Consider the following 22,409-nt stretch of genomic DNA (forward strand, 5'->3'; position numbering starts at 1 on the left):
ATATGTTGGATTCAGGTCTACCGATAAAAAATTGGATATCTGAAATCGTATCACTCAAAAAAGTATCATTTTTTAGGAAAAAACACTCTATACGCTGTGATATATAACATATAATCAGTTCTCTTGATCACATCTGATGTTAGAACGTGTGACAGGAGACGGTTGGATATGGCACAAGCTCTGGTGCTTGAGAAAAAGGGCGAACTTTCCCTGCGGGAAATTGCTCTGCCAACGGGGATCGGCCCCGATGATGTTCGAATTGCCATCCATACCGTTGGAATCTGTGGTAGCGATGTGCACTACTACACGCACGGTGCCATTGGTCCTTTCGTGGTCCGGCAACCCATGGTTCTGGGTCATGAAGCCTCGGGTACGGTTACGGAAGTGGGGCAGAATGTCCGGTCTTTCAAGGTGGGAGACCGGGTGTGCATGGAGCCTGGAATTCCTGACCCGCAATCCCGATCCAGCCTCTTAGGGCAGTATAATGTTGATCCAGCCGTGCGTTTTTGGGCAACTCCACCTGTTCACGGATGTCTGACCCCTTCCGTTGTCCATCCGGCTGCCTTCACCTTTAAGCTGCCAGACAATGTGAGTTTCGCAGAAGGCGCCATGGTCGAGCCTTTGGCGGTCGGTGTTCATGCGGCCGTCAAGGCGGCACTCAAGCCCGGCGATGTGTGTCTCGTCACGGGCTGTGGTCCGATCGGAATTATGACAGCTCTGGCAGCGCTTGCCTCAGGGGCAGGCCAGGTTTTCATCACGGATCTTGCTCCCACCAAACTTGCCATTGCTGGGCAGTATGACGGTGTCACGCCTGTCAATGTGCGGGAGACGAAGGTGCGCGACGTCATCGATACAGCCTGCGGTGCGGACTGGGGTGTAGATGTTGTCTTCGAAGCCAGCGGCTTTGCTGGCGCTTATGATGACGCTCTGGCCTGCGTCCGGCCAGGCGGCACAATCGTGTTCGTCGGGATGCCTGTTCAGAAAGTTCCATTTGATATTGTGGCTGCGCAGGCCAAGGAAATCCGGATGGAAACTGTCTTCCGCTACGCAAATGTCTATGAGCGAGCCATCCGCCTTATCCGTGCGGGCAAGATCGACCTCAAACCTCTCGTCTCGGAAACCTTCTCTTTCGATCAGGGTATTTCAGCTTTCGAGCGTGCTGCGGAAGCACGACCGGATGACGTGAAGCTCCAGATCGTTCTCTGAAAGGACAGTATTTTCATGTCCGTAACGCAGAAATCTCAGACGCAGGGTGCATTCTCTCCCATTGCTAACAGGGCCTCGGCCCTCGGTACGCTCCGCTCGCTTCAGGCCAAGGCGCCCGTCAGTGGCAATGCGACGCGTTCTGTTTATGAGGCCATTCATGCAGAACCGAACACAAGTTTCCGATGGCATCAGCACGATTATCCAGCACCTGTCGCACGTTGGAATCATCACCCCGAATATGAACTACATCTCATCACGGCGGGGGAGGGGCGAGCCATTATCGGGGATCACATCGGCAGTTTTGGTCCGCGGCAACTGGTACTTGTTGGGCCGGATCTTCCACATGGCTGGTTCAGCCCGCTCAAGCCCGGAGAAGTACTAACCGGGCGTGATGTGGTGCTTCAGTTTAGCGCTCAATGGATTGAAACTCTGACGACGCTATGCCCTGAACTGGCAGGGTTGCGCAATCTTTTGCAGGCTTCCACCCTTGGGATCGAATTTACTGGTCCAGAAGCACTTCAGATGGGTGAAAAGCTGCTCGCCATTGGTACTGTGCAGGGCGCTGCGAAGCTGGCAGCGTGTCTGGGGCTTCTGGCAGATCTGACTTCTGCGCCTTTCCGGACATTGTCTCTCAAAGGTGAAAACCCGGCTCTGAACAGCCCGGAAATGCAGCGGATGAGTGGTGTCATCACGTCCCTGATGGCTATGGACCCGTCCGAAATTCGGCATGACCATCTGGCGCAGGATCTGGGGCTTTGCGCCTCAACATTTTCCCGTCAGTTCCGGGCGGCGACGGGCGACACGTTCATGTCGTTCCTGCATCGGCTGCGGGTGTGTCACGCATGTCATCTGCTGGCGAGTTCTCCCCTTTCGATTACGGAAATCGGTGCGGCTTCCGGCTTCAACAATCTCTCCAATTTTAACCGCATCTTTCTGCGCCTGCGTGGCTGCACGCCACGGGAATATCGCCGTCATGCCCGCGAAATGACGGCCCTTTCGCCAGCAGACGCCACAGAGTTCCTGAACTGACCGATAAGGGAAAACAGATCATGCCAACACTTCCACAACGCTTTTCCCTCAATGGTCGTAAAGCTCTTGTAACGGGTGCATCCCGTGGACTTGGGGTCACGATTTGCGACGTTCTGAGTGCTGCCGGGGCCGATATCGTCGCTGTCGCGCGTTCTGAAGCCGATATGGCCGAAACATGCCGGATTGTGGAAAGCCATGGCCGTCAATGCCTCACGGTTGTTGCTGATCTCAATAATTCCACGGCTCCAGACGCTGTCGCCCAGACAGTGAAGGCTGCGTGGGGGGGCGTCGATATTGTCGTCAATAATGCTGGCGTGAGTTTTCCTCGCCCTCTGGTGGAGCAGACCGTTGAGGAGTGGGACACCGTGCAGGCCATTAACCTGCGCGCTCCATGGCTTCTCGCCCGTGCTTTCGCGCCGGGCATGATCGAACGTAAGCGAGGTAAAATCGTCAACATCAGTTCCCAGGCCAGCTCTGTCGCGCTGATTGACCATGGTGCTTATGTTGCCTCCAAAGCCGGCTTGAACGGTCTTACCAAGGTCATGACGGCGGAGTGGGCGGCTCACAACATTCAGGCCAATGCTATCTGCCCCACAGTCGTCTGGACGCCCATGGGCGAACGCGTCTGGAGCGTTGGGAACAAGCTGGAAAAGCTGCTGGAAAAAATCCCTGCAGGTCGTGTCGCAACACCGGAAGATGTCGCGGATACAGTTCTGTATCTCGCTTCCGATGCATCGAACATGGTCAACGGGCAGGAAATATTTGTCGACGGCGGATACACGGCCCTCTAGGCCGCCGCCCCCTCAAATAGAGACAGGTAATTTTACGGTTTTGACAAGGCCATGTGCAGGAAATGGCCTGCACAGTGCATGCAGATCAACAGGTGTAACATGAAGACCAAGATGCTTCCGCTGGCCCTTCTGTCTCTCGCTCTTGGCGGGACGGCCCTGTCACACCCGGCTGCCGCAGCCGGAACACCGCTGAAAATTGGCGTTTCCTTTCAGGAAATGAACAATCCGTACTTCGTCACCATGAAGGACGCATTGCAGGAGGCCGCTGCCACGATCGGCGCCAATGTCATCATCAGTGATGCGCATCATGATGTCTCCAAGCAGGTGAGTGACATTGAGGACATGATCCAGCAGGGTGCTCAGATCATCATCATCAACCCGACCGATACTGTAGGCGTCACGTCGGTCGTGAAGACCGTTCATGACAAGAACATCCCGATCGTCTCGGTAGATGCCCAGGCTGGCGGCCCGCTGGATGCGTTCGTAGGGTCCAAGAATTACGATGCCGGTTTCAAGGCGTGCAAGTACCTCGCCACGACGATCAAGAGCGGCAATATCGGGATTATCGACGGTATCCCGGTCGTTCCCATTCTTGAGCGTGTCAAAGGCTGCAAGGACGCCATTGCCAAGCATTCCGACATCAAGATTGTCAGCGTTCAGAACGGCAAGCAGGAGCGCGATCAGGCTCTGACGGTGGCCGAGAACATGCTCCAGGCCAACCCGGATCTGAAGGGGATTTTCAGCGTCAATGATAATGGATCGCTCGGTGTTCTTTCAGCCATTGAGTCCAATGGCTCTGACGTGAAGCTGGTCAGCGTTGATGGCAATCCGGAAGCTGTGAAGGCCATCAGCAAGCCGGGCTCCCATTTCATCGCCACGGCAGCGCAGTTCCCCCGGCAGGAAATCCGTCTGGCACTGGCGCTCGCCCTCGCCAAGAAATGGGGCGCAGAAGTCCCGAAAGTTCTGCCAGTCGATGTCGAGCTGATCGACGCGACGAAAGCCAAGACGTTCAGCTGGTAAATTCCAAGAACGCCCCGGATTCCGGAGGGAACATCATGACAGAGCCTAGTCGGACATCCCCAGAACCGCTTCTGGCGCTTAAGGGAATCTCCAAAAGCTTTCCGGGAGTCCGGGCGTTGCGGAATGTCAGCCTTAGCCTGGAGCGTGGAGAAATCCATGCTCTTCTGGGGGAGAACGGTGCTGGAAAGTCCACGATCATCAAGATCATGGGTGGCATTCAGTCTCAGGATGAAGGGCAGATCTTTCTCAACGGGAAAGAATGCCACTTCTCCAGCTACAAGGATGCCATCAGCGCGGGGATCGGGATTGTTTTTCAGGAATTCAGCCTGATTCCTGAGCTCGACGCCGTGGATAATATTTTCCTCGGGCGCGAGATGCGGAACGCTCTCGGCTTTTCCCGCAAAAGCGAAATGACGCGCATTGCGCAGGGAATTTTCGAGCGGCTCGGGGTGAAAACACGGTTTGACGTTCCTGTCGCGCGTCTCAGCGTCGCGGAACAACAGTTCGTGGAAATCGCGAAGGCTTTGTCACTGGATGTGCAGGTTCTGATCCTTGACGAACCAACCGCGACCCTGACCCCGACGGAAGCCGAACTGCTTTTCAACGTCATGCGGCAGCTCCGGGACCAGGGCATTGGAATTTTCTTCGTGTCGCATCACCTCGAAGAGATTTTTGAAATTTGTGACCGGATTACGGTGCTGCGTGATGGTGCTCATGTAGGCGTCCTGAAAACGGCCGAGTGCACAATGGATCATCTGGTTGAGCGGATGGTCGGCCGGAAAATTGAGAATACGTTTCCGCCCAAACCCGCGCTCCAGACTGCCGAGCGCATTCTGGAAGCCGAAAATATTCGCTTTGCCAGCAACGGGCAGCCCAACAGTTTCTACCTGCGGAAAGGTGAAATCCTCGGTTTCGCTGGGCTGGTTGGCTCTGGCCGAACGGAAACGGCTCTGGCGTTGATCGGCGCACTGCCATGTCCAGGAAAAACGGTGCGGATTGAGGGCAGGGACGTGTCTATGGGGAATCCGGCACAGGCTCTGCGTCACGGTATCGGAATTCTGCCCGAAAGCCGAAAAACCGAGGGATTGATCCTTGGCTTCAGTATCCGGGACAACATCTCCATTAACAACCTGCCGCAATATACCCGCCCGATCGGCACGATCGACACCGCGCGGGAGAAGCGGAAGACACAGGAGTTGATGTCCGCCGTCCGTATCAAAGCCCCTTCGGACGAGACAACCGTGGTGAGCCTTAGTGGCGGAAATCAGCAGAAGGTTGTGATTGCGCGCTGGCTGAACCGCCGAAGCAAGATCCTGATCTTCGATGAGCCTACCCGCGGCATTGACGTCGGGGCTAAGGCGGAAATCTACACACTCATGCGGAACCTCACGGCAGAGGGATACGCCATCATCATGATCTCATCCGAGCTTCCGGAGGTCGTCGGAATGTGTGACCGCGTGGCCGTGTTCAGCCATGGCGTCATCACGGCGGTTCTGGAGGGGGATGCCATCAGTTCGGAAGAGGTAATGCGTCATGCAACAGCAAGCGTTAAAAAGTCCGCAGTCGATGCACTCTCTGCTTGAGCGTTACAGGGCGTCGAAATTCGCGCGCTCAACGGCTTTTCTCCCGGCAGTCGGACTGTTCGTGGTCGTGATCTGCATGATCGCGCTTAACAGTCGCTTCCTGTCCTTCGGCAACCTGGAAAACGTCGCCAGACAGGTCTCGATTAACGCCATCATCTCCGTGGGCATGACCTTTGCCATTCTCACGGGCGGCATTGATCTCTCCGTAGGCGCGGTCATGGCGCTCGCTGGAACCATTACAGCGGGCCTGCTGGTTTCCGGCCTCAACGCCGGGCTGGCCATTCTGGCTGGACTGGGTGTCGGGGCGCTCTTCGGTGCCGGAAACGGGTTGTGCATCGCCCGTCTCGGGATGCCGCCGATCATTGTGACGCTGGCGTCCATGAGTATCGCCCGTGGACTGGGGCTGATCTACACGAACGGCTATCCCATCTCGGGCCTTCCGGACTGGTTCGCATTTATCGGTCGCGGAAAGGTTCTGGGAATCCAGACCCCCATTCTCATCATGCTGGTGGTCTATGCTCTGGCCTATCTGCTGCTCCAGCGCATGCCGATTGGCCGGTACATTTACGCCATCGGTGGCAATGAAGAGGCCGTCCGCCTCTCCGGCATCGATTCCCGTAAATACAAGATCACCGTTTACCTGATTGGCGGATTTACGGCCGCTCTGGCGGGGGTTGTCCTGTCCTCGCGCCTCATGAGCGGTCAGCCGAATGCGGGTGTCGGCTTCGAACTCGATGCCATCGCAGCCGTGGTGCTGGGTGGCACCTCAATTTCCGGCGGCCGTGGTTCCATCATCGGTACCCTGATCGGTGCCATGCTGCTGGGTGTCCTGAACAACGGGCTGAACCTGCTTGAGGTCTCCCCTTACGTTCAGAACGTCATCAAGGGTGCGATCATCCTTCTCGCAATTTTCATCAGTCGTCAGCGCGGCACAGCGTCCGCACACTGAGACAGCATCATAGGATAGTGCATATGACACAGTCTCTTCAGGGCAAGATCGCCGCCATCACGGGCGCGGCTTCGGGTATCGGTCTCGAATGTGCCCGCTATCTCATCGAAGCAGGGGCCGTGGTCTATCTTCTGGACCGTGATGCCAAAACGCTCGAAGATAAGACGGTAGAACTCGGTAGCCAGGCTCATGCGATCATTGTCGATCTCTTCGACTATAAAACCGTAGATGCTGCCGTTGCGCAGATCGTTCAGGAACAGGGCCGCATCGATATCTTCCATGCTAATGCCGGAGCGTATGTTGGCGGCAATGTCTGGGAAGGCGATCCTGATAGCTGGGATGCGATGCTGCATCTGAACATCAATGCAGCCTTCCGCTCGGTCCGCGCCGTACTGCCGCAGATGATGAAACAGGAAAGTGGCGATATCGTCATGACCAGCTCGATTGCGGGCATGATCCCCATCATGGCCGAGCCAATCTACACAGCATCGAAACATGCTGTGCAGGCCTTTGTGCATACAGTGCGCCGGCAGGTCGCGAAGTACGGTATCCGGGTGGGCGCAATCCAGCCCGGGCCTGTGGTCACGCCGTTGCTGAAAGACTGGGATCAGGCACGGCTTGAAGCCAATATCAAGGCTGGTGCCCTGATGGAAGCCAAGGAAGTGGCCGACGCCCTGATCTTCATCCTGACACGTTCAAAGGGCGTGATGGTGCGGGATCTGGTCGTTCTGCCGCATAACTTTGATGCCTGATACAAAGGTTTTTCTGGTTTTTTCATAGGAGGGCGAGGCCTAACCTGCTTGGGCTTATTGAACATCGGCTCGATACGGTTGCGCCCTCTGTGAAAACGGAAATTGCAGAGAATATCCTCTGTTTGATTTGAATGTGGTGGGATGACGGGAGGATCGCCTTGAAAGAGCAGGTTCTCCAGCATCCTGTCGCGATCATATCCTTTGCCTGCTACGAGCGTGCGAAGAGGTGCGACTGACGCCCCATCAGAACATCAGCGCGGGATTAATTAAAATTTTTCCGCGTTTGTTCTTTCCCTAGAGCTGTGGCTGTCCGCGAGAGGGGGAGTGCCGTGTGTCGAGAAGAATGAGGCACTTCCTCTATAGAAAAGCTCTAATGAACTCATCGAGCGTGTCCGCATCCTCTACAGGTTTGTCGCGGCGAATGCGCGAAACGCGCGGAAAACGAAGGGCTACGCCGCTTTTGTGGCGCTTGGAATACTGAGCAGCATCAAAGGCAATTTCCAGAACAAGACCATGCGCCACTTCCCGGACTGGACCAAAACGCTTGGTGGTGTGATCGCGGATCCACTTGTCCAGAAATTTCAGTTCTTCGTCCGTAAAGCCTGAGTAAGCTTTACCAATCGGAACAAGTTCACGTTCTCCGTCCACGGTGCGCCATAAGCCGAACGTGTAGTCGGAATAGAAGCTGCTGCGTTTGCCGTGCCCGCGTTGTGCATACATGACAACGGCATCGACGGTGAGTGGCTCACGTTTCCATTTCCACCACGGCCCCCGTGGTCGACCCGGAACATACGGACTGTCAGCCTTTTTCAGCATTAGCCCTTCAATGCCTTCGCTCCGCGCATTCTCGCGAAGCTTGGCTAGGTCTTCAAAGTTCTGGAACGCAATGAGATCAGACAAAACCATTCTGGGCGGATTCAGGCGTGCGAACCAGCTTTCCAATCGCTGTCGTCTGGTATCGAAGGGTAGGGAGCGCAGGTCGTCTCCGTCTTCAAACAGGATATCGTACAGTCGGATACCGGCTGGCATGTCTCTAAGCATGGAAGCCGTAGGCGATTTTCGGTGCAATCGCTGTTGGAGATCCGCAAACGGGGCGACAACACCCTCCTGGACGACCAGAAGCTCACCATCCAGGACCACCCTGCTGCCCAGATCCTGCATCGTGGCCAGCACGTCCGGAAAGGCCTTTCCAATATCTTCTGCCGTACGGGTGTAGACACGCTCCCCTTGAGGTGTGGAAACAAGCTGAACCCGGATACCGTCCCATTTCCATTCTGCTCGCCATTCCGCCGGATCGAATGCTGTCAGGTCAACGTTTTCCAAGGGCTGGGCCAGCATAGGCGGCCGGAAAACCGGAGCATCCTTTGCATCGGGTTTCGGCCCTTTTCCTTCTACCCATGCGAAGAGGGGCCCATAAGGCGCTTCAAGTCCGTGCCAAACTTCCTCAATGTCATCCGGAGCCACAGACGCTAACTCTGCAAGAGCCGTTTTCGCCAGCCGGGCTGACGCGCCGACGCGTAGCGAGCCAGTAATGAGCTTGAGGAGAGCGTACCGGGAGGAGGCATCGCATACGTCCAGCCATCCCCTTACAACATCCGGGACATCTGCCTTTGGAAGACGTTCCAGCGTGTGAACAACTTCTGCCAGACCGGGTGCCCCTGACGTGTCACGATCACCGGTTTCCGGCCGCCAGATCAGTGCGACTGTTTCCGCAAGGTCTCCAACGTAATCATAGGACCAGGCAAAGAGTTCCGGGTCGATCCGCTCCATGGCCAGAGCCCGAAGCATGGCAGGTTTGGCTGCGGCAAAGGACAGGCTTCCTGCCATCGCAGCCAGCGCATATCCCCGGTCAGGATCGGGTGCCATAGAGAAATATTCTTTGAGAAGTGCAAGCTTCATATTCCGCGACGGGGTAAAGGCCAGGCGTTCCAGCAGGGTCGCAAATTCGATCATGTCAAAGCGCCCTGTTCCGCCTGCTCGTCCTCTTCCTCGTAGCCCAGAAGCCGCAGCGCGCGGCCGCGGATCTGCATCTTGCCCAACGCATAAATCAGAGCATCCTCGCGCCCATGCGTGACCCAGATTTCCTTTGCCCCGGTTGCCTGGCACGTTTCCAGCAGAGCATCCCAGTCGGCGTGGTCGCTGATAATGACAGGGAGTTCGACCCCGCGTGCTTTCGCTCGCTGGCGAACATGCATCCAGCCTGATGCCAGACAGACAACAGGGTCTGGAAGCCGACGTGCCCAACGGTCTGCAATGGCCGATGGAGGCGCGAGGACAATGCCCCCGCGCATCTCACCCTTCTTTGCAGCCGTAGCGGAACGCAGTTCACCGAGCGGAATACCGAAACTTTCATAGAGACTGCACATTGGGAGAAGGGCACCATGGAGCCAGAGAGGGTCATGGTAGCCACCCTCCCGAAGCAGAGCGATCAGACGCTGACATTTGCCAAGGGCATAGCAGCCAACGACATGCGTGCGCTCTGGAAACAGGCGTACGTCATGCAGCAGTTTGGCAATTTCATGGTCGGGATCGGGCAACCGGAAAACGGGCAAGCCAAAGGTGGCTTCCGTTACGAAAAGATCACAGGGCACAACCTCAAACGGAGCGCATGTGGGATCTAAGGCACGTTTGTAATCGCCACTGACCACGGCGCGCCGTCCACGATACTCCATGACAACCTGTGCACTTCCCAGAACGTGCCCGGCAGGCGCCAGCCAGAGCTGCACGTCCCCAATGGAAATGACTTCTCCATAACCGAGCGCCTGCTGGGTTTGACCGGCGCGGCCTTCACCCATTCTCAGGCGCATGATCGCCAGAGTTTCGGGCGTCCCGGTGACAAGCTCGTGGCCAGGTCGGGCATGATCAGAATGACCATGCGTAATGACGGCGTGGGCCACTGGTTGGAGGGGGTCAATATAGAACGCGCCGGGTACACAGAAGAGCCCTTCCGGTTTCAATTCAAGCCAGTCCACCCAGTCTTCTCCGCCAGTCGTGCAAGAACAGGGAAAGAACCCGCGAAACGCGTGTGCGTTCCTTCAGCTAATGAGCAAACATCTTCCCGAACCTTTTCAGACCTGGTTTTCCCAACAGGGCTGGTCTCCCCGATCTCATCAGCTCGCTATGCTTCAGGCAGCGGAAGATGGAGTGTCTGCGCTTCTTATCGCGCCAACCGGCGGAGGAAAGACACTGTCGGGCTTTCTGCCCAGCCTCATCGAATTGGCAGACGGTTCATATTCAGGACTGCATACGCTCTATGTCAGTCCCCTGAAGGCCCTCTCGACCAATATCGCAGAAAGCCTGTCCCGACCCATTATGGACATGGATCTTCCGGTTCGTGTTGAGGTCCGCAGTGGAGATACGTCCGGAGCACGCCGGAAACGGCAACAGAAGAACCCACCGCATATCCTCCTGACAACACCGGAAAGCCTAGCGCTGTTGCTGTCATACCCGGACGCGGGAGCGTATTTCTCCACGCTCAGAGTTCTGATTATCGACGAAGTTCATGCGCTTGCTGGCACCAAGCGGGGAGACCAACTTGCCCTCTGTGCCAGCCGCCTGCGAACGTTTTCGTCATCGCTTCGGATCAATGGCTTATCCGCAACCGTAGCACACCCTTCTGCCATGGCGGCCTGGGTTTCGCCAACGGGGAAAGCTGCTGGCGTTCGTCTTGTCAAAGCGGAAGACGGGGTGCGGCCGGACGTTCACGTGCTTTTGCCTGACGAGCGGGGTTATCTTCCGTGGGCCGGTCGTACGGGGTTGGGAAGCGCTACTGCAATCCTGACTGAAATTGCCCGTGCTCGCCTCACCATCGTGTTCGTCAACAGTAGGGCGCAGGCAGAACTACTGTTCCAGGCTCTGTGGAAAGACAACGGAGACAATCTGCCTATTGGGCTTCATCATGGCAGTCTTGATGCGGTGCGTCGGGCTAAGGTTGAAGAGGCCATGGCTCGAGGCGATCTGAGGGCGGTGGTGGCTACGTCGTCGCTGGATCTGGGGCTGGATTGGGGCGCAGTGGATCAGATCATTCAGGTGGGGGCACCGAAGCAGATCTCCCGCCTGACACAGAGGATCGGCCGGGCTAATCACCGGATGGACGAACCATCGCGTGCGCTTCTTGCTCCAGCCAACCGATTTGAAGTGCTGGAATGTGAAACTGCCAAAGACGCTGTTCTGCGGCATGAACTCGAAGGTGATCCGCCGCGCGCCGGGGCACTGGACGTTCTGGCTCAGCATGTGCTGGTTACAGCGTGTGCTGGACCGTTCTTTCCCGATGCTCTGTATGAAGAAGTGCGCCAGACTGCGCCTTACAGCCAGATTGCACGCACGGATTTCGATGAGATCGTTCGATTTGTCGAAGACGGTGGCTATGCTTTACAGGCCTATGAACGCCATCAGCGTCTTTTCCGGGACTCACTGGGGCAACTCTGGGTTCGCAATGAGCAGATCATCCGGCAGTTCCGGATGAATATTGGCACCATCGTCGATACTCCGATGCTTCGCGTCAAATCCCGACGCGGAAAAGCTTTTGGGGAGATTGATGAGTATTTCGCCTCAACGCTCGTTCCGGGCGATACATTCCTGCTGGGCGGAGAACTGCTGGAGTTTCTGGGGCTGCAAGATACGACCGTTCAGGCGGCGCGGGGTCGAGGCAAGGATCCGCGCGTACCGGTTTACGGGGGCAACCAGCTTTCCATTTCACCCGGTCTGGCCAGACACGTCCGTGAAATGCTGCATACGCCATCCTCATGGACCGTGCTTCCGAAGGCTGTGCAGGACTGGCTTACCCTTCAGGCAAAGCGCTCACATATGCCTGGACCGGACAATTTTCTTGTTGAGACTTTTCCACACAAAGGATGGCACTATATTGTGGCGTATCCCTTTGAAGGGCGGAATGCGCATCAAACTCTGGGGCTTCTCCTGACAAAAAAGCTGGAGGAGACTGGAAAAGGCCCTCTGGGCTTCGTGGCTAACGATTATATGGTTGCCTGCTGGTGCGTTCACCCAACGGGCTCTATGACGGACCTGTTCACCCGAGATCTGCTTGGAGGCAATCTATCAGACTGGCTGGCAGAGAGCGCCATGCTCCGCCGGACCTTCCGGGATGTGGCCATCATCGCCGGGCTGATAGAACGCAATTATCCGGGGCGCGAGAAAAATCGACGTCAAATGACAGTCAGCAGCGACCTCCTTTATGACGTGCTTCGAAAATACGACCCTGACCATATTCTCCTGCGTGCAACCCGGCTTCAGGCGGAGCAAGGTCTGACTGATCTGGGGCGTCTTTCCGGTATGCTGGATCGCATTCAAGGGCATATCGAGCATGTTAGTCTTTCCCATGTTTCGCCGCTTGCGGTTCCTGTTCTTCTTGAGCAGGGACGTGAAAAAATCCGGGGAGGAGAGGGCGAAGAGTATCTTCTGGCCGAGGCTGACAAGCTTTATGCACTGGCAGAGAAAGCGTGAGTTTTCGTGAGGTAACGCTGGCAGGTGAGCGGATATGGCTCCTGCCCGGAGGGGCTGTTTTCCTGCCTGAAACGCAGATGCTCGTGGTGGCTGACTTGCATCTGGGTAAGGGGACGTCTGCTCGGGCACGTGGGGTACTGCTTCCGCCAGGAGATACGATGTCGACGCTCGAGAACGTGCTTCAGCTTGTCGAGGCTCATTCCCCCCGGGTTCTGGTCGCGCTCGGAGACAGCTTTCATGACTGTCAGGCGGGAGAGCGCCTTCTTGATGCAGAACGAACATTGCTGGATACCATAACCACAAAAGCAGTGACTTTGTGGATCACGGGTAATCACGATGAGCTCCCGATTTCGGGTATTGGGGGCGAGTGGGTTGAAGAATACCGGGTCGGCAATCTGATGCTCAGGCATATACCATCTGCGACAATTCCTTCTGGCAGTGCGGAACTGGCAGGCCATCTTCATCCGAAGATCAGAATACGGATCAGGGGGCATGTTATGAGCCGCGCCTGCTTCCTCACGGGAGAAGAACGCCTTATTCTGCCAGCACTGGGATCATATACCGGCGGATTGGACATCTCCCATCAGGTGTTCGCAGGACTGTTTCTCCACGGATATGCGGCTTATGTCTGGGGAGCTGATCAAATTAATCGGGTTGTCTAGTGGGCAGCTCTAAGCCCACGGTGGAGAGGCGCGCAATCGAGACCGTCGTAATTGGTAGAATTCGTGGAAATTTCTTCGAGGAAACGGATGCTTTTCAATATTGAGAAAGTCCGGCTGTTTGATGCTCCTCTATCCCATCACGACGTGATAGAGGAGCACAGAAAGCTGCCCAAAAGAAAGGATCTTCAGAACTCTTCAGGTCGGGCAGCAAAGTCTATGAAATCGGTGAGATATTGAATGTCGTCATCTGTTTCGCGACGTCCGAGAAAGATCTGCTTTGCAATCCCCTGCTGGCCAAGCCTTATCGCATGCAGACCGTAGCGTGAGGCATGTTCTTCTACCAACCAGCGAGGTAGGGCTGTGACACCGCGCCCATGCGCCACCATAACCAGCATGATATCTGTCGTTTCAATCTGCTTCTGCTGACGCGGTGCGATGCCGGCTGGCTGAAGAAACTGCGTATAAATATCCAAACGTTCAGAAGGTACGGGATAGGTAATGAGCGTTTCCCCGGCAAGTTGCTCAGGCGTGATGGATGTTTCGCCGCACAGTCTGTGACCAGTCCCTACGACAAGAACAAGTTCGTAATCGAACACCGGTGTGAAGTTAAGGCCCGGTTTGTAAAGTGGGTCGGGTGTGACGAGAATATCAATTTCGTTGCTTAGCAAGGCTCCGATGCCACCAAACTGAAATTTCTGCCGAACGTCGACATCTACTTTTGGCCATCGTTCGAGATAGGGTGAGACAACGTTAAGGAGCCATTGGTAGCAGGGATGGCACTCCATCCCGATCCTCAGGATGCCACGTTCACCATTGGCGAATTGTTCCAGCCTCTCTTCGGCGAGTGAAAACTGGGGTAGCAAACGATTTGCCAGAGCGAGTAGCCATTGCCCTGCCTGCGTCAGGACCAGAGAGCGTCCCTCGCGTCGCCATATCTTTACACCGAGTTGTATCTCGATCTTACGAACGGCATGACTGAGAGCAGGCTGGGTCAGGTTTAATCGGATACCCGCTGCTGTTAGCGACCCTTCCTGTGCGACTGCCTGAATGATCATCAGATGGTTGCGTTCCAGGATAGCCATACTTTCCAGTCCATGCGTGTCTTTTATGAAAGCACTAAATTATATCATTTTTTCTTATCGTTAAAAACCTCTCTCCAGACAGTTGCCTGTCCCTCTTGAGGTCTTTTTGTTTCTGTATCTGCCTTCGACAATTCAGGAGCGCTGGGGCTCTGGAACGCGGTGGTCAAATTGTTGGGCCGTTCTGGAATTATGACTGAGTGGAGACAGTAACAGTCTCCACCCAGCTATCCGTTATTTTTGACAATCAGGTGCTGAAGACTGCGCTTGTTATGCCGAAAGTTCTCTTCGCAGAATGTTGGCCCCTGCGGCAAGAGCGCTCAGCTTTTCCCGTGCGACACGACGGGACAAAGGCGCCATACCACAGTTGGTAGAAGGGTAAAGTTTGTCTACATCCACAAACTGGAGGGCTTTTCGGAGCGTATCAGCCACATCTTCTGGCGTCTCAACCGTGTTGGTAGCTACATCAATGGCTCCAACCATTACTTTTTTACCACGAATAAGTTCAATGAGATCCATCGGAACACGGGAATTCTGGCATTCCAAAGAGATCATATCGATACTGGAACTCTGCAGCTTAGGAAAAATTTCCTCATATTGTCTCCACTCGGCACCGAGACTGTTTTTCCAGTCGATATTGGCTTTGATGCCATACCCGTAGCAAATATGAACTGCGGTTTCACAAGAGAGCCCCTCAACTGCTCTTTCTAGGACCGCAACCCCCCAGTCGTTAACTTCATCGAAGAAAACGTTGAAGGCTGGTTCATCGAACTGGATAATATCAACGCCAGAAGCTTCCAGTTCCTTCGCCTCCTGATTGAGGATCTTGGCGAATTCCCAGGCCAACTTTTCACGGCTTTTGTAGTGGCTATCATGGAGCGTATCGACCATGGTCATGGGGCCTGGGAGTGTCCACTTGATCGGCTTTTTTGTCAGTGTTCTTAAAAACTTTGCATCCTCGACAAAGACTGGTTTCTCGCGTGTCACATTGCCAATAACGGACGGCACGCTCGCATCATACCGGTTACGGATCTTGACGGTTTGGCGGTTTTTGAAGTCAACGCCGCGCAGGTGTTCAATGAATGTCGTGACGAAGTGCTGCCGCGTTTGTTCACCGTCGCTCACGATATCAATTCCGGCACGATCCTGATCGTCGAGTGTCAGACGTAAAGCATCCTGTTTGCCCTCAATCAATTCCTCGCCCTGCAATTTCCATGGGGACCAAAGGGTCTCAGGTTTTGCAAGCCAAGACGGTTTAGGCAGGCTGCCCACGGTTGAAGTCGGGAGTAATCTTGTCATGGTCAAAGGCCTTGTACGGTTTAGGGTTCAAACTGAAAAATGAGCAGACCACTGCTCAAGAGCCGTCCGGTGGGGAATGATAAAATTTTCCTCGGTGAACTTTCCCTGTTCAATCGCCAGCTTGTTCCGTTCTTCTCGGTCATAGAAAATCTGAGTTGTCGAATAGTCCTGATGGGTCAGGCTGGGCTGGTAGCATCCGGCTGCCGGGGAATTCGCATTATAGATTTCTGGTCGATAGACTTTCTGAAAACATTCCATCGTACTAATTGTGCTGATGAGTTCCAAATTGGAGTAATCTGCCAGAAGATCTCCAAAAAAATAAAATGCTAGAGGTGCTGAGCTATGGGGAGGCATGAAATATCTAACTTTCATACCCATTTTTTCAAAGTATTGATCAGTAAGAGAATACTCTCTCTGTTCATACTCAAAGCCAAGGACAGGGTGATAATTCTCAGTCCTATGGTACGTTCTGTTACTTGAAATGCTCAGGCAAATGACCGGCATTTTTCGGAAGTTATTCTTGTATTCGTCAGAGCCGAGAAAAGATCTGAACATCTTACCATGAAGATCACCAAAGCGCTCGGGAATGCCAAATTCTGAACGGTTCTGATTATAATTTCGAAGGAGGACGCTGAAATCATAGTCGCGGACATAGGAGGAAAAATTATTCCCGACGATGCCCGGAATGCGTTCGTTGTTGATAATATCAATAATAGAAGTGTTCAGGATTTCAATTAAGGGAAATGACTGATGTTCACCATTACAACTCATAGTCGTTTCGACAGAGATGATATCAATTTCGACGGAGTAGCGATCTGCCTTTGAGTTGTCCCAATGGGCTAACGCATTAAAACGGTTATCAATCATTTGCAGGACATTCTGCAAGTTCTGTTGACGATGGTTTCCTCTGGCGAGGTTGGCAAAATTGGTGGTTAAACGCGTATCGTTTGAGGGACAATAGTCCTCGTCAAACCGCGTTTTTTTCAGATTGAAAGTAAACTCTATGGACATATGCGGTTCGACCTTGCGAGTTGAAAATTCCTCATATTTTCACTTGAGGATTTATTCGAATTTACATTGCCGGGGCAGAAAGCTTCATGCCGTGCATTGTGAGTGGTGCTGGTGAACGGTATGCCCGAGATGTTGTGTGAACAAAAATGATTTTATTTCATTGATTCATGAAAATCGTTCATATCCTAACTGTAGGAGAAAAAAGCTTAGAATACCCGCCAGCATCTGACACTAATCTGTAGTTTTTAGTTGGACGGGATGAAGACAATCGCTTCGAGAAGCGAACGATGCATGAATGTCTGATGCTGGAAGCTTTGGAGCAGGCAATTCAAATTCCCTGTAACAGGAATACTAATGGCTTAGGCTTCTGAGTTGCGTGCGGAATTACTGAAACATAGTTCCGATAATAAAATACGGCGTATAGGCGCAATTGATGTCAGGGTAGAAGTCTGATTCAGGCGTCTGTGAAGAGATTGAGGATGAGCGGTCGATATTAGGTTAAAGGACGACTAGATGGATCGTCTCTGCTTTGTTTCCAGAGAGGCGCGACAGGCTGCAAATTGCTGCGTGCCATTTCTGATCGGTACTATAGAGGCACCAAAGTGCAATGTATTTTGTAGGTACTAAACATCCAGAAAAAACCGTCAATTACTGTCAGTTGTACCTGAAAACAGGTCGCAAGGGCATCAATCCACGGTTCTTTCATTGTTAATAAAGAATGAAAATAGTCTCCATCAATGAAGTGACTATGTTTTACGGTGAGTGCGAGTGACGACAAGATGAATTGTGAGAGGTATATAAAACTCGAGAATATTCAGAAGAGAGCGGTTTACGACCAAACCAAGAAGAGGCCAGTTTTTACGGATTTTCATTCTTAACGGGCTCATTATCCGCTTCTCCTGCTTTCATGTGAGTTACGAAGGGTTCCGATAGGCGAACCGCGTGCTCTCGTTCTTCTTGATCCTGTGAAACTCTTCATCCATGAGTTCGGACGCCAGACGGAAGGCTCTCTTTGCATGTGCATATGGAAGCCACTGTCCCATCATGTTCCATGGCATTCCATTGTTATAAGTCGAGATGGCAATCAGGGTTTCCCCTGTGGTTGCGTCCGTGGCGACGAGTTCTTCACTGGCGCCCCCCGGAAATGGGGGAGGGATCGGCGGCATGCCACCTCCCGCTGCGCCGGCTGCAAATCCGGCAACGATAGGAAGGGCATTATAATACCACTTACTGCGGCGGATATTGGTAATAGCCGCGCGGACCCGGATTGTGTTGGGGCAAGTCGGGTCACATTGTTCGGGTGTGAGGACTTGAAAATCATGCGCAAAGGCTTTGACAAGTGCGTCGTGGAAAGCCTTGGTCATGCGTGCTTCGACCGCAGGTTTAAGTTTTGGAGCCTTTGCTACCGGATGCCAGGTAACAGGTTCGATGACAAGGAAATGATACTTCGAAGCATCTATCGTGGGGGAGACATAAACCAGATCATCCGTATGGTTTTTTTGATGAACCATCTGTCCATACGTATCCCGAGGAATGAAACCCGTCTGTGTGTTTTTTTGGCCTGCGCATCCTGTCAGGGAGAATATGAAGGCACAGGAAATCAGTACCGAAGGCACTGGAGGAAAGCGTGATGGTTTGTACGATTGCGCGCGCGATGAATGAGACGTCATGCTGGTGGCTCGTTTCCGAAAAGAGGGTGGGTCCGGAAGATGCAGCGCCTTTGATTGGTATAAGGCGCTGCGTGGTAAAGCCATCCTTAAAGCTCATCTTTTTCCAGCGTGTGTCTCAAATGTTGCAGTTGTGAAATATGGTCATTATTAGCAGATTTTCGGCAGGTAAATCAGGACTTCCAGGCCACCCTCAGAACGGTTGGCCATTGTGATTTCACCTCCATTGGAGCGGACGATCGTTTGTGCCGACGTCAGCCCCAGACCGACGCCGCCTGTCTGACGGTTACGAGACTTATCGAGGCGAAAGTAGGGCTCAAAAACTTCGGAAAGTGAGGCTTCAGGAATACCCGGACCATTATCACGGATATAAATCATGTAGCTGCCGTCCTGCTGTGTCTCCAGGGTGAGGGTGGGAGGCGTTGCGTATTTGATGGCGTTTTCGACGAGATTGGAGAATACGCGCTTCATGGCATAGAGCTGGCCAACGTAACCCGCCTTGGCTGGGCCGTAATATTCTACACTGAAGCCTTGGTCACAGTAGTCGTTTGCAATGGTCTGCAGGAGGCCGGGCAAGTCGAACATGATGCTTTCTTCGCGGGAGGCATCGTTACGAAAGAAGGATAAGGCACCATCGATCATGGTTTGCATTTCGTCCACATCCCGGAAGAGATGTTTCTGCTGTTCGGGGCAATCAATGAATTCGCCGCGGAGGCGGATGCGGGTCAGGGGCGTGCGAAGGTCGTGCGAAATGGCTGCCAGCATTGTGGTGCGGTATTCAATGAACTGCTGGATCTGAGCCTGCATGCCATTGATCGTTTCTGCGACCAGCCGGATTTCACGGGGGCCATCTTCATCCAGGCGCGCGGAGCGTGGCTGAAGACCAAGACTGCGCACCCCACCTGAAAGGTGTTCGATAGGTCGTGATAGCTGGCGTGAAGCAATCATGGAGACCGTGACAACCCACACTGCAAGGAACAGGAGTTGAAGGGTGAAACGTTGAAAGGCGTACAGCCCCCAAAATCGGGTAAGGGCAACGCACAGGAGCCAGCTGCCATCGTCGAGGCGAATGCCAGCAAAATAGGCGTCGTGGAAGCGCGATTTGTCATAAGGGAGGCCAGTTGCCTGGGAGACGGGGTTGTTTTCCCGAAAGACGATCAAGCGGTTTGGACGGTGTCGGAGATAGGGCTTAAGGAACCGCCAGCTCTGGGAAATTTCGTCGCTACGGTACTGACCATTCTCTAGCGTCTGTGCCAGTGGAGTGTGGGCTGCATACCAAGCGAAATGAACGTCATCGGTGCTGGCTGCCTGTGCCAGTCCTTCACGGTCTGCTGCAGGCGCTGAGCTGACGATGCGAATGACTGACCCCACCTGACTTACAACGCCTGTTTCCTGAATGTCCGGTTTGGCCCACGTGCCCCCAAAGACAAAAAACAGTTCCAGAAGCGCAAGTGTGACGACTGCGGCCAGTGTAACTGTAATGATAAGACGCCTTGCGATGGTATCTTCCATAAAGGTAAGGCGCTTCATGTGCGTGTTACTGTCGTTGAGAAGATATAACCGCCGTTTCTTACAGTTCGGATGAGGGTAGGGTTTTTAGGGTCTTCCTCCAGTTTGTGGCGAAGGCGGCTGACTTGCACATCGATGCTTCGGTCGAAAGCCGCATGGTCGGGGCCGCGTGCCATGTCCATCAACTGGTCGCGGGTCAGAACACGTTGGGGATGCTCAACGAAGGACAGAAGTAAATCGAATTCGCCGCTGGACAGCAGAACGAGCGAGCCACTGGCAGAACGAAGTTCGCGGCGGGCCACGTCAAGCTTCCAGCTCCCAAATTTGAGGATGGGGCGTGTCGGAATGCTGGCTGTCGTGGGGGCGAATTCTGTTGTGCGTCTCAGGACGGCCTTGACGCGGGCCAGAAGTTCCCTCTGGTCGAAGGGTTTCGTCAAGTAATCGTCAGCACCGATTTCCAGTCCGACCACCCGGTCAGTATGGTCGGCCATGGCAGACAGCATGATGACCGGAATTTTCGAAGACGTCCGGAGGCGCTGACAGAGGCTGAAACCGTCTTCCTTGCGCAGCATGATGTCTAGAATGACGAGATCAATGGTCTGCGTTCGCAAAATTTCAAACATCGCCTCGCCGTCTTCAGCGACGGAAACGCAATAGTTGTGTCTCTGCAGGAAACTGGTCAGGAGCGTCAGGATGTCCTGATCATCATCAACAATGAGGAGATGAGGCATGGGTGTCATCTCTTACCTTTAACACGAAAGGTCTGCGGGATGATGTCTGGGCGGGACACGATGTTTCAACCTGGACACATATGAACAGGTTAGAAATTTTGCATATCACACTGCACAAGAGATGCTGCACTCAGAGTTCTTTTTTTGTTGCTGGAAGAGGAGGGGCAGTAGCATCGTGCTCTTCGGAACGCATATTCTCAATCAAAGAAAATCCCCGACAGACTGTATCGTGCACATCACAAACATCTACGCATGCGGCCCCGCTATTCTAGGTCAAATAGCCATTGGGCCTGGTGCAACGGGGCGCTAGAGTTGTCGAGCAATAGTCAAACCTGTTGTTGTGTCAGTACATCAGGAACGGGTGGCGTTGCATATTGAACGTTGCTTCATCTGCTTTCCAGGTTGCCACAATATCAGGTGCTGACATGCCCTGTGACAGCTGTCTGCGGAGTATGCTACTCCCAGCCAGAATGTCGAAAATCGACCCGGATTTCCTCCATATTGGGCTATCCGATATCTTTATGACTGTCTGGAGCATCGCAACGCTGGTCAGCAGCGGGTCAAAAGCCTTCCGGTCCGTGATGGCAATCTGAAGCCCGTGGCATAACTGCCCCTTTGCAGTGTCCGATCCGGGCGTGAACCAGTCTTCCCTGAACAGACAGCCTGGCAGGTTTGCGTTGTTCAGGCTCTCGACCCATCGGGTTGCCTGGAGGTTAGGGGCGCCAATCGTGAGAAACGGGGATGCCGTACCGCGACCAACCGAAAAGGTTGTCCCCTCGAAGAGACATGTTCCCGGATAGGCGAGGGCTGTCGTCACGTTGGGCATGTTAGGGCTCGGCGGCACCCAGACCAGATCGGTTTCGTCCTGATAGCAGTCCCGACGCCAGCCAGTCATGGGAATGACATGCAATTCGACGGCGTGGCCTGCCTGTTGTGGGACATACTGGCTGTTGAAGAGGCGTGCCAGTTCGCCAATAGTCATGCCATGCCGCAGAAGAAGGGGGACCCTGCCCACGAATGATGAAAATACGGGGTCGAGGGTAGGGCCGCTGGCGGGTAGGCCTGTAATGGGATTGGGTCTGTCCAGAACCATAAACGCGACGCCGCAGCGTGCACAGGCTGCAAGTGCGTCGAACATGGACCAGATATAGGTGTAGAACCGGGCGCCAATATCCTGAATGTCGAAGACGAGAAGATCGATATCCGCAGATTTCAGGAGCGCATCCAGCTTCGGGCCGGAGAGCGTGTACATGTCGTAAACGGGGATGCCCGTGCGGGGATCAATGCTTTTGGCTTCTGAATGGCCAGCCTGCGCTGAGCCGCGAAACCCGTGTTCAGGCCCGAAGATGGCTTTCAGGTTTACTCCCGGTGCGGCATGCAGCCTGTCTGCGATATGGCGCAGGTGGCGGTCCACGCTTGTGGGGTTGGCGATTAGACCGACTTTTCTCCCTTTAAGAGCCTGATAGCCATCAGCTTCGAGACGGTCATAGCCGGTTCGGATCGCGACAGGGGACAGACGCTCGCGTGGCATCCCAGAAGCGTTTGCCCAAGATAATGCAGCTGTTCCTGCGCAAAGGCCCATAAAGGAGCGGCGGCCGAGGGACGTTCTTCGGGCTGGCGCCCCAGAAAGCTCATGCATGAATTAAGACATTATCCTTCAA

The 22,409-nt window shown here is 54.1% G+C and carries 18 protein-coding genes; 9 read left to right on the forward strand and 9 right to left on the reverse strand.

Going from position 1 to position 22,409, the window contains the following annotated elements:
- The first annotated feature begins 168 nt into the window (after positions 1–168).
- From ABF979_RS10905 to ABF979_RS10935, 7 genes are all read left to right on the forward strand, one after another.
- Entirely contained in the window at positions 169–1,206 is a 1,038-nt protein-coding gene (locus ABF979_RS10905; RefSeq protein WP_415559758.1) for an NAD(P)-dependent alcohol dehydrogenase, read from the forward strand.
- Between the two features lie 15 nt (positions 1,207–1,221).
- Positions 1,222–2,235 (forward strand): AraC family transcriptional regulator, encoded by a 1,014-nt coding sequence (locus ABF979_RS10910; RefSeq protein WP_415559760.1) that lies wholly within the window; start codon positions 1,222–1,224, stop codon positions 2,233–2,235.
- A gap of 20 nt (positions 2,236–2,255) precedes the next feature.
- On the forward strand, positions 2,256–3,026 hold the full coding sequence (locus tag ABF979_RS10915) for an SDR family NAD(P)-dependent oxidoreductase (protein WP_415559762.1): 771 nt from the start codon (positions 2,256–2,258) through the stop codon (positions 3,024–3,026).
- 99 nt (positions 3,027–3,125) lie between these two features.
- Positions 3,126–4,046, forward strand: coding sequence for a substrate-binding domain-containing protein (locus tag ABF979_RS10920; protein ID WP_415559763.1), 921 nt, complete (start codon positions 3,126–3,128; stop codon positions 4,044–4,046).
- A gap of 35 nt (positions 4,047–4,081) precedes the next feature.
- On the forward strand, positions 4,082–5,629 hold the full coding sequence (locus tag ABF979_RS10925) for a sugar ABC transporter ATP-binding protein (RefSeq protein ID WP_415559765.1): 1,548 nt from the start codon (positions 4,082–4,084) through the stop codon (positions 5,627–5,629).
- The gene (locus tag ABF979_RS10930) at positions 5,613–6,578 is read left to right on the forward strand and encodes an ABC transporter permease (protein ID WP_415559767.1); all 966 of its coding nucleotides are present in this window, start codon (positions 5,613–5,615) and stop codon (positions 6,576–6,578) included. The genes ABF979_RS10925 and ABF979_RS10930 overlap by 17 nt, the downstream gene beginning before the upstream one ends.
- A gap of 23 nt (positions 6,579–6,601) precedes the next feature.
- Entirely contained in the window at positions 6,602–7,330 is a 729-nt protein-coding gene (locus ABF979_RS10935) for an SDR family oxidoreductase (protein ID WP_415559769.1), read from the forward strand.
- A 357-nt stretch (positions 7,331–7,687) separates the two neighbouring features.
- On the opposite strand, the gene ABF979_RS10940 is transcribed toward ABF979_RS10935, so the two are convergent.
- Together ABF979_RS10940 and ABF979_RS10945 are read right to left on the reverse strand one after the other, a co-directional pair.
- The gene (locus ABF979_RS10940) at positions 7,688–9,283 is read right to left on the reverse strand and encodes a cisplatin damage response ATP-dependent DNA ligase (protein ID WP_415559771.1); all 1,596 of its coding nucleotides are present in this window, start codon (positions 9,281–9,283) and stop codon (positions 7,688–7,690) included.
- Positions 9,280–10,302 (reverse strand): ligase-associated DNA damage response exonuclease, encoded by a 1,023-nt coding sequence (locus tag ABF979_RS10945; protein WP_415559773.1) that lies wholly within the window; start codon positions 10,300–10,302, stop codon positions 9,280–9,282. Before ABF979_RS10945 ends, ABF979_RS10940 begins: the two co-directional genes overlap by 4 nt.
- Before the next feature lie 70 nt (positions 10,303–10,372).
- Here ABF979_RS10945 and ABF979_RS10950 point away from each other — a divergent pair, with 70 nt between their 5' ends.
- Together ABF979_RS10950 and pdeM are read left to right on the forward strand one after the other, a co-directional pair.
- The gene (locus tag ABF979_RS10950; RefSeq protein WP_415559774.1) at positions 10,373–12,790 is read left to right on the forward strand and encodes a ligase-associated DNA damage response DEXH box helicase; all 2,418 of its coding nucleotides are present in this window, start codon (positions 10,373–10,375) and stop codon (positions 12,788–12,790) included.
- Positions 12,787–13,452, forward strand: coding sequence for a ligase-associated DNA damage response endonuclease PdeM (gene pdeM, locus ABF979_RS10955; protein ID WP_415559777.1), 666 nt, complete (start codon positions 12,787–12,789; stop codon positions 13,450–13,452). The genes ABF979_RS10950 and pdeM overlap by 4 nt, the downstream gene beginning before the upstream one ends.
- Before the next feature lie 185 nt (positions 13,453–13,637).
- Here the strand turns inward: pdeM and ABF979_RS10960 are convergent, their stop codons facing one another.
- The 7 genes from ABF979_RS10960 to ABF979_RS10990 all read right to left on the reverse strand — a co-directional run bounded on the left by ABF979_RS10960 (position 13,638) and on the right by ABF979_RS10990 (position 22,387).
- Positions 13,638–14,534 carry a LysR family transcriptional regulator gene (locus ABF979_RS10960; protein WP_415559779.1) on the reverse strand — a complete coding sequence of 299 codons (897 nt, stop codon included), beginning with the start codon at positions 14,532–14,534 and terminating at the stop codon, positions 13,638–13,640.
- Positions 14,535–14,801: 267 nt separating this feature from the next.
- Positions 14,802–15,830, reverse strand: a complete 1,029-nt coding sequence (locus tag ABF979_RS10965; protein WP_415559781.1) for a methionine synthase — start codon at positions 15,828–15,830, stop codon at positions 14,802–14,804.
- A 27-nt stretch (positions 15,831–15,857) separates the two neighbouring features.
- Positions 15,858–16,841, reverse strand: coding sequence for a DUF1852 domain-containing protein (locus ABF979_RS10970; protein WP_415559783.1), 984 nt, complete (start codon positions 16,839–16,841; stop codon positions 15,858–15,860).
- A gap of 914 nt (positions 16,842–17,755) precedes the next feature.
- A complete protein-coding gene (locus tag ABF979_RS10975) occupies positions 17,756–18,511 on the reverse strand; it encodes a DUF3313 family protein (RefSeq protein ID WP_415559785.1) in 756 nt (251 codons plus the stop codon).
- A gap of 147 nt (positions 18,512–18,658) precedes the next feature.
- Positions 18,659–20,038, reverse strand: coding sequence for an ATP-binding protein (locus ABF979_RS10980; RefSeq protein WP_415559786.1), 1,380 nt, complete (start codon positions 20,036–20,038; stop codon positions 18,659–18,661).
- A complete protein-coding gene (locus tag ABF979_RS10985) occupies positions 20,035–20,748 on the reverse strand; it encodes a response regulator (RefSeq protein ID WP_415559787.1) in 714 nt (237 codons plus the stop codon). The genes ABF979_RS10980 and ABF979_RS10985 overlap by 4 nt, the downstream gene beginning before the upstream one ends.
- Positions 20,749–21,091: 343 nt before the next feature.
- Positions 21,092–22,387 (reverse strand): exo-beta-N-acetylmuramidase NamZ domain-containing protein, encoded by a 1,296-nt coding sequence (locus ABF979_RS10990; RefSeq protein ID WP_415559789.1) that lies wholly within the window; start codon positions 22,385–22,387, stop codon positions 21,092–21,094.
- Positions 22,388–22,409 lie beyond the last annotated feature (22 nt).

It is taken from the genome of Gluconobacter sp. (genome assembly GCF_047723935.1).
Classification (GTDB): Bacteria; Pseudomonadota; Alphaproteobacteria; order Acetobacterales; family Acetobacteraceae; genus Gluconobacter.

What these genes read in the sequence shown, in the direction of transcription:
- ABF979_RS10905 (WP_415559758.1), top strand. Translation starts at nt 169, where the DNA reads ATGGCACAAGCTCTGGTGCTTGAGAAAAAGGGCGAACTTTCCCTGCGG.
- ABF979_RS10910 (WP_415559760.1), top strand. Translation starts at nt 1,222, where the DNA reads ATGTCCGTAACGCAGAAATCTCAGACGCAGGGTGCATTCTCTCCCATT.
- ABF979_RS10915 (WP_415559762.1), top strand. Translation starts at nt 2,256, where the DNA reads ATGCCAACACTTCCACAACGCTTTTCCCTCAATGGTCGTAAAGCTCTT.
- ABF979_RS10920 (WP_415559763.1), top strand. Translation starts at nt 3,126, where the DNA reads ATGAAGACCAAGATGCTTCCGCTGGCCCTTCTGTCTCTCGCTCTTGGC.
- ABF979_RS10925 (WP_415559765.1), top strand. Translation starts at nt 4,082, where the DNA reads ATGACAGAGCCTAGTCGGACATCCCCAGAACCGCTTCTGGCGCTTAAG.
- ABF979_RS10930 (WP_415559767.1), top strand. Translation starts at nt 5,613, where the DNA reads ATGCACTCTCTGCTTGAGCGTTACAGGGCGTCGAAATTCGCGCGCTCA.
- ABF979_RS10935 (WP_415559769.1), top strand. Translation starts at nt 6,602, where the DNA reads ATGACACAGTCTCTTCAGGGCAAGATCGCCGCCATCACGGGCGCGGCT.
- ABF979_RS10940 (WP_415559771.1), bottom strand. Translation starts at nt 9,283, where the DNA reads ATGATCGAATTTGCGACCCTGCTGGAACGCCTGGCCTTTACCCCGTCG.
- ABF979_RS10950 (WP_415559774.1), top strand. Translation starts at nt 10,373, where the DNA reads ATGAGCAAACATCTTCCCGAACCTTTTCAGACCTGGTTTTCCCAACAG.
- ABF979_RS10960 (WP_415559779.1), bottom strand. Translation starts at nt 14,534, where the DNA reads ATGGCTATCCTGGAACGCAACCATCTGATGATCATTCAGGCAGTCGCA.
- ABF979_RS10965 (WP_415559781.1), bottom strand. Translation starts at nt 15,830, where the DNA reads ATGACAAGATTACTCCCGACTTCAACCGTGGGCAGCCTGCCTAAACCG.
- ABF979_RS10970 (WP_415559783.1), bottom strand. Translation starts at nt 16,841, where the DNA reads ATGTCCATAGAGTTTACTTTCAATCTGAAAAAAACGCGGTTTGACGAG.
- ABF979_RS10975 (WP_415559785.1), bottom strand. Translation starts at nt 18,511, where the DNA reads ATGACGTCTCATTCATCGCGCGCGCAATCGTACAAACCATCACGCTTT.
- ABF979_RS10980 (WP_415559786.1), bottom strand. Translation starts at nt 20,038, where the DNA reads ATGAAGCGCCTTACCTTTATGGAAGATACCATCGCAAGGCGTCTTATC.
- ABF979_RS10985 (WP_415559787.1), bottom strand. Translation starts at nt 20,748, where the DNA reads ATGCCTCATCTCCTCATTGTTGATGATGATCAGGACATCCTGACGCTC.
- ABF979_RS10990 (WP_415559789.1), bottom strand. Translation starts at nt 22,387, where the DNA reads ATGCATGAGCTTTCTGGGGCGCCAGCCCGAAGAACGTCCCTCGGCCGC.